The sequence below is a fragment of the Mycobacterium sp. genome (genome assembly GCF_019247615.1).
Lineage (GTDB): Bacteria > Actinomycetota > Actinomycetes > Mycobacteriales > Mycobacteriaceae > Mycobacterium.
This window is the reverse complement of sequence record NZ_JAFBAT010000114.1, coordinates 1-4,281: the sequence shown is the minus strand read 5'-3', so window position 1 is coordinate 4,281 and position 4,281 is coordinate 1. Positions and strand designations below refer to the sequence as shown.

General features: G+C 68.2%; 5 protein-coding genes. 2 read left to right on the top strand and 3 right to left on the bottom strand.

Annotated elements, in window-relative coordinates; genetic code table 11:
* Both JO059_RS07915 and JO059_RS07910 read left to right on the top strand, forming a co-directional pair.
* The coding region (locus JO059_RS07915; protein ID WP_293315544.1) for an SDR family oxidoreductase at positions 1-351 on the top strand (351 nt) is incomplete at its 5' end.
* A gap of 15 nt (positions 352-366) precedes the next feature.
* Positions 367-1,218, top strand: a complete 852-nt coding sequence (locus JO059_RS07910; protein WP_293315543.1) for a MaoC/PaaZ C-terminal domain-containing protein — start codon at positions 367-369, stop codon at positions 1,216-1,218.
* On the opposite strand, the gene JO059_RS07905 is transcribed toward JO059_RS07910, so the two are convergent.
* From JO059_RS07905 to JO059_RS07895, 3 genes are all read right to left on the bottom strand, one after another.
* Entirely contained in the window at positions 1,215-2,483 is a 1,269-nt protein-coding gene (locus tag JO059_RS07905; RefSeq protein ID WP_293315542.1) for a chloride channel protein, read from the bottom strand. The two genes, JO059_RS07910 and JO059_RS07905, sit on opposite strands and share 4 nt — an antisense overlap.
* Before the next feature lie 25 nt (positions 2,484-2,508).
* Positions 2,509-3,126, bottom strand: a complete 618-nt coding sequence (locus JO059_RS07900) for a TetR/AcrR family transcriptional regulator (protein ID WP_293315541.1) — start codon at positions 3,124-3,126, stop codon at positions 2,509-2,511.
* Between the two features lie 100 nt (positions 3,127-3,226).
* On the bottom strand, positions 3,227-4,281 hold a 1,055-nt coding region (locus tag JO059_RS07895; protein WP_293315540.1), incomplete at its 5' end, for a glycoside hydrolase family 3 N-terminal domain-containing protein.

Below are 4,281 nucleotides of genomic sequence, written 5' to 3'. Positions count from 1 at the left end.
GGCGGCCGGGTGATCGGCCTGTCGTCGATGGCCGGGATCGCGGGCAACCGTGGGCAGACGAATTACGCCACTACCAAGGCCGGGATGATCGGCCTCACCCAGGCGCTGGCTCCGGGGCTGTACGACAAGGGCATCACGATCAACGCCGTCGCACCGGGATTCATCGAGACGCAGATGACCGCCGCCATCCCACTGGCCACCCGCGAGGTGGGTCGCCGGATGAACTCGTTGCTGCAGGGTGGCCAGCCCGTCGATGTGGCCGAGACCATCGCGTATTTCGCCAGCCCGGCTTCGAATGCGGTGACCGGCAACGTGATTCGGGTGTGCGGCCAGGCCATGCTGGGCGCCTGACCGCTAGGAGACGTGATGAATCAGCCAAGCGGCCTGAAAAACATGCTGCGGGCGGCGGCGGGCGCCTTACCGCTGGTGCCCCGGGCAGGGAAACTGCCCGACCGCACGGTGACCGTCGACGAACTATCCATCGACCACACGAACGTGGCCGAGTACGCCGGGGTCACCGGGCTGCGCTACGGCACCAACGTGCCGTTGACGTATCCGTTCGCGTTGACATTTCCCGCGATGATGTCGTTGGTAACGGGATTCGACTTTCCTTTTCCCGCAATGGGATCCGTGCACATCGAGAACCACATCACGCAGTACCGCCCGATCGCGGTGACCGACACGGTCGGCGTGCGCGTGCACGCCGAGAACCTGCGCGAGCACCGTAAGGGCCTGCTGGTTGACCTGGTGACGGACGTCAGCATCGGTAGTGACACCGCGTGGCACCAGGTGACCACGTTTCTGCACCAGCAACGCACCACCCTGTCCGACGAGCCGAAACCGCCGCCGCAGAAGGAACCGAAACTGCCCCCGCCCAGCACGGTGCTGCGGGTCACGCCCGGCCAGATCCGTCGCTACGCCGTCATCGGCGGCGACCACAACCCGATCCACACCAACCCGATCGCCGCCAGGCTGTTCGGGTTCCCGACGGTGATCGCGCACGGGATGTTCAGCGCCGCAGCGGTATTGGCCAATATCGAGGCCCGCATTCCCGACCAAGTGCAGTACTCGGTGAAGTTCGGCAAGCCGCTGGTGCTGCCGGCCACCGCCGGGCTCTACATCGACGATAACGGCTCGGCCGCCGCCGGCTGGAATCTCTCGCTGCGCAACATCGCGAAGGGATACCCGTATCTGACCGGCAGCGTCCAGGCCCCCTAGCCGGCATGCGTGGGGCCGCGCCCCTTCGCGAGCAGTTTCAGGCCGTGCGCCGCCAACGCGGTGGTCAGGAAGATCAGGAAGAGCCACAGCGGGGGCCGGGCAAGTTCCCACACGAAGATGGCGGCCCAGATCGGTGAGCCCTGGGTGACCGCGAGCACCCCGGCCGCGCCGGCCAGCGACACCGTCGGCAGGTGGAAATGCGTTCCGGCCAGCGAGTTGATCGCCAACATCAGCGCCGATCCCGCCGCCGCGCCGGTGGCCAGCGACGGCGTGAGCAGGCCGCCGGCCCCGCCGGCGCGCAGGAACAACGCGGTCAACAGCGGCTTGAGCACCAGGATCGCGATGGCCGTCGTCAGGGTCATGCCACTGGCGAGACTGACGGTCAGGATGCTTCGCCCATTGCCCGGCAACTCCGGAAACCGATGCGAACAGATGCCGATGACCAAGCCGGCGCCCGCGAGCGCCGGGATCAGCACCCAGCTCCGCAGCTGCGGCACCGGCTTTGCCGCGGCCATCAGCCGGTTGAAAGCCAGCCCTACCGCGAATGCCAGCGGCGCCACCAACAGCGCCTGGCCGGTCAACCGGAAGGACAGGTGCGGGTCGGGCCACTCGAGGATGCGGTGATCGTGGGTGACGGCCGAACCAACCGCGACGGCCAGGCTGGAGGTCAGGCACGCCGCGCCCAGCGCTCGCGGATGCCAGGTGTTCAGCATGATCCGCACCGAGAACAGCGCGCCGGCCAGGGGAACGGCATACACCGCGCCCAGGCCCGCTCCGGCCGCACACGCCAGCAGGATCTCGCGGTCGCGAATCGACAGCCGCTTCAGCCATCCGGTCGCCAGATCGCCGAGGGCCGCGGCGAATTGGCGTGGGGCTCCCTCCCGCCCGAGGGACGCCCCCGAGCCGACCAGCAACACCTGCAGGGCGGCGTCGATGCTCCACGCCAGCCGCGGCACCCGGTCTCGGCGGGCGATGGTCTCGGCGAGAGGTGGCACCTCGGTGCGTCGCCGCAGGATCCACCAGCCCAACCCCGCCAGGGCCCCGCCGACCATCGGACCCAGGGCTCGCCGGACGCGGCTGGTGCCGATGACCCCGTCGAGCAACGTGCCGAGACTGTAGTGGTAGGTGAGGTGCTCGACGAAGCGCAAAAGGGCCGTCGTCGCCAATCCCGCGATCCCGGCCAGCAAGCCCACGATGAGCACCGCGCAGAAGAAGTCGAGATTGCGTCCCGAAAAGGAGGGGTGCAATCGCGCCGATTCGGCCACCTCACGAATCTAAGGTGTCGCGGCCCTAGCCGGTAGCTGCGGCTTCGCGGTCCTCCGGCGCCCCCCGTAAGCCGTGCCAGAACAGGTCGATCATCAGCTCCGCGGCCTCGTCGGCGTCGATGTCGCCAGTGCTGAGCCGGTTGGCCATCGCCTCGCCCGCGCCCACAAGTGCCACCGCCATCATCTGGTGCTCGGCCTCGGGCCGGGGGTTGCGACTGCCCGCCTGCATCAGCTCGGCGACCAATTCGATGATCCGCTCGCGTCCCTCGCGGACGGTGTGGGCGAACGCCTGGGAACTGATGGCCTGGGTGTACATCACGATCCAGGACGCTCGGTTGGCGTCGATGTAGCGCAGGAAGGACACGATCGCGGTGCGCAACAGGTCCCTCGGGCCCTGGGCGAAGTCGATGTCGGCGCGCACCGCGTCAATGAACCGGCCCAACTCGCGGTTCAGGCACGCCCCGAACAAGTCCTCCTTGGAGCCGTAGTACAGGTACAGCATCGGCTTGGAGATCTGGGCCTCGGCGGCGATGACGTCCATCGAGGTCTCGTGATAGCCGTTGACCGAGAACATCTGCACGGCGGCGTCGAGCATCTGCTGCTCGCGGACAGCACGCGGCAGCCGCTTGGTACCACCCGCCATCGCTATCCCCTTTTAGGCCTCTAGCGCTGTACCTTTCTGCCCAGGTATCTGACTTCAGGGTAACGATGCTGTAGCGCGTCAGTCGCATGTCAGTGGCGCGTCAGTGGCCGCACGCCTTGCTGGGACCCTTCATCGCCGAGACCCGCGCCAGCGACTGGTCGACCGCCGGCATCGTCAATTCGCCTGCTGCCAGCGCTTTTTGCAGCCGATCCAGGACCGCGGGCACCTCTTCGATGCTGACCCACAGCGCGACGTCGGTGCCGGCCTGCAGGGTGCGCAGCACCGCGTCGGACACGCCGTACCGATCGGAGATGGCGGCCATGCTGGACAGATCGTCGCTGAAGACGGGGCCGTTGAAGGGCGGAGCGCCGTAGCCGATGCCGTCGCGCAGCAATTGCACGGCCTCGCGGCTCAGGCTGGCGGGGAGGTCGTCGGGGGTCAAGCCGGGAACCTGCAGGTGACCGATCATCACGGCCACCGGGAGCTGGGCCACCAGCGTCCGGTAGGGCACCAGGTCGTTGGTCTGCAGCTCGCTCAGCGGCGGCGTGGTGACCCCGCCCTTGTGTGAATCGCCGGAACCATGCCCGTGGCCGGGAAAGTGCTTGAGGACCGGCAGCAGCCCGGCGTCGCGCAGGCCCTGCGCATAGGCGCCGGCGTAGGCGGTGACGGTGTTGGGGTCGGCGCTGAACGAGCGATCCCCGATCACGCCGTCGGGGGCGTCGGTGACGTCGACCACCGGCGCGAAGTCGATGGTGATACCAAGGTCGCGCATCTTTTTGCCGCGCTCGACCTCGAGGTCGTGCACTTGCTGCGGCGTCCGGGTCTGCGCGAGTTGCCGCGGCGAGGGGGCCTCTCCGATCAGCGACTTCAGCCGCGATACCCGGCCGCCCTCCTCGTCAACGCCGACCGCCAGCGGAAGGGGCCCCGCAGTGCGGGCGATATCGAGGAGCGGGCCCTTGAAAATGGACAGGTCCGTCCAGCCGCCGATAATGATTCCACCGACGTGGTGGTCGTTGACGACGGTGCGGGCTTCGTCGCCGTTGCGCACCCCCACCATCAGCAGTTGTGCCAGCTTGTCGTGGGGCGACAGGGTGGTCGGGTCGCCGCACATCGGTGGGGCGGGAGCGGCGGCCGGCTTGCTGGACGACGCGCCGT

What these genes read in the sequence shown, in the direction of transcription:
- JO059_RS07900 (WP_293315541.1), bottom strand. Translation starts at nt 3,126, where the DNA reads ATGGCGGGTGGTACCAAGCGGCTGCCGCGTGCTGTCCGCGAGCAGCAG.
- JO059_RS07910 (WP_293315543.1), top strand. Translation starts at nt 367, where the DNA reads ATGAATCAGCCAAGCGGCCTGAAAAACATGCTGCGGGCGGCGGCGGGC.